The organism is Azospirillum himalayense (genome assembly GCF_042657465.1).
Taxonomy (GTDB): domain Bacteria; phylum Pseudomonadota; class Alphaproteobacteria; order Azospirillales; family Azospirillaceae; genus Azospirillum; species Azospirillum himalayense.
The window spans coordinates 1-1,539 of record NZ_JBHSLC010000070.1; the positions used below are offsets into that span (position 1 = coordinate 1).

The 1,539-nt window shown below is 68.2% G+C and carries 1 protein-coding gene; it reads right to left on the bottom strand.

Annotated features, from left to right (window positions below):
• Positions 1-1,539, bottom strand: a 1,539-nt coding sequence (locus tag ACFPMG_RS23815) for a calcium-binding protein (RefSeq protein WP_376997704.1), incomplete at both ends; no start/stop codon positions are given.

Consider the following 1,539-nt stretch of genomic DNA (forward strand, 5'->3'; position numbering starts at 1 on the left):
ACACGTCCTTGCCGCTGCCGCCGGTCAGCGTGTCGTTGCCGGCTCCGCCGACGATCTTGTCGTCGCCGCTGTAGCCCTCCAGCACATCGTCGCCCGCGCCGCCGACCAGCGTGTCGTTGCCGGCTCCGCCATACAGATGGTCGTACCCGCTGCCGCCGATGAGGTTGAGCTTTTCGAAGTTGCGGTAGACCACGCGCATGCCGTTGGAGCCGGACACCGTGGTCTGCGCCGCGCCGATCGGGGTGTTGATGGATCCACCGTCGGCGGCCGCCCAGTTGAACCAGGTGCTGCCCGTGTTGGCCGACATATCGAGGATCAGCGTGTCGGTTCCGGTGCCGCCGTCCAGTGTGTCGTTGCCGCCGACCACACGCACTTCATCGTCGCCGTCGCCGGTGGCGATGCTGTCATTGCCGCCCAGGCTGTTGAGAATGCGGTCATTGCCGCTGCCGGTGGTGAGCCACAGATTCTCGACGTTCCGGGCGGTGATGCGCCCGGCGATGGAAATCGTCGTGCTGGCTGAATTCTCGATGACCAGACCGGTGGTCATCGTGCTGAGGTCGAAGATCAGCGTGTCGCTGCCCTCGCCGCCGTCGATGGTGTCGTTGCCCGATCCGGCGGACAGGATGTCGTTGCCGGCGCCACCGAACAGGCTGTCGTTGCCGTCGCCGCCCAGCAGCGTGTCGTTGCCTTCACCACCCAGCAGCGTGTCGTGTCCGGCTCCGCCATCCAGGCTGTCGTCGCCGAAATCACCGTCCAAGCTGTCGTTGCCGTCGCCGCCCAGCAGCGTGTCGTTGCCGGTGCCGCCCCACAGGCTGTCGTCGCCGCCAAGGCCGAACAGCCGATCGCTGCCGCCATTGCCGATCAGCCAGTCGGCTCCGATCGCGCCGTACAGAACGTCCCAACCGCTGCCGCCGGTGATCGTCACCTGCTCGAAGCCGGCGTAGTCGATCTGGACGCTCTGATAGGTCGGGGTGTAGCCGGTGATCCGGATCCGGACCGCCTGCGCCGGGTCTGCCGTGGTCGTCTGCCCATCGGCGAGAAGAAGTTCGGTGTTGGTGGCCGTCGTGGTGGAGTAGTCGATGATCAGCCGGTCGGTGCCGGCCCCGCCGTTCACCAAGTCGACGCCCAGTCCCAGCGACAGCGTGTCGTTGCCGGCGCCGGCATCGATGGTGTCGTTGCCCGAGCCCAGGTTGGTGATGACGTCGTTGCCGGCACCCATGGTGAGCACCAGATCCTCGACGCCGGTGACCCGCAGCCGGTTCGCCACCGTCCAGGGATTGGCCGAGGTCGGCGCGTTCTCGATGCGCTGGTCTCCAGTGACCGACGACAGATCGGCGACCAGCCGGTCGTTGCCGGCGCCGCCGTCGACGGTGTCGCTGCCGGTCCCGACGATGATCAGGTCGTTGCCGGCGCCGCCGACCAGCACGTCGTTGCCCGCGCCGCCGTCCAGCGTGTCGTTGCCGTCGCCGCCGTCCAGGCTGTCGTTGCCCGCCCCGCCCCACAGGGAGTCGGCGCCGCCGTTGCCGACGAGCGTGTCGG